Source organism: Lyngbya aestuarii BL J, from assembly GCF_000478195.2.
Lineage (GTDB): Bacteria > Cyanobacteriota > Cyanobacteriia > Cyanobacteriales > Microcoleaceae > Capilliphycus > Capilliphycus aestuarii.
In genome coordinates, this window is the sequence record NZ_AUZM01000383.1 from 1 (window position 1) to 394 (window position 394).

The 394-nt window shown below is 42.4% G+C and carries 1 protein-coding gene; it reads left to right on the forward strand.

Translation table 11 applies throughout. The annotated features are described in order from the left end of the window. The coding region (locus tag M595_RS28620; protein ID WP_023070034.1) for a choice-of-anchor D domain-containing protein at positions 1-394 on the forward strand (394 nt) is incomplete at both ends.

Sequence of the window (394 nt, forward strand, 5' to 3'; positions counted from 1 at the left end):
GACGGTTGGAAGCGTAGTTAGCAAAACCTTCACTATCGAAAATAACGGAACTGCTGACTTAACTCTTTCGGAGTTAACGCTTCCCACCGGGTTAACTTTAGCGGGAACTTTCCCAACCGTTATTGCTGCGGGTTCTCAAGGAACTTTTGATGTTCAACTTGATACAAATACCGCAAATACTTTTAACGGAGAACTTTCATTTACAACCAACGACACGGATGAAAACCCGTTTAACTTTGCTGTTTCTGGTGTAGTTTCTCCCAACCCGGTTCCCGAAATATCCGTTATTCAAAATACCACTAATATTGCTGACAATACCGGAACGTTTGACTTCGGAACTTCGACGGTTGGAAGCGTAGTTAGCAAAACCTTCACTATCGAAAATAACGGAACT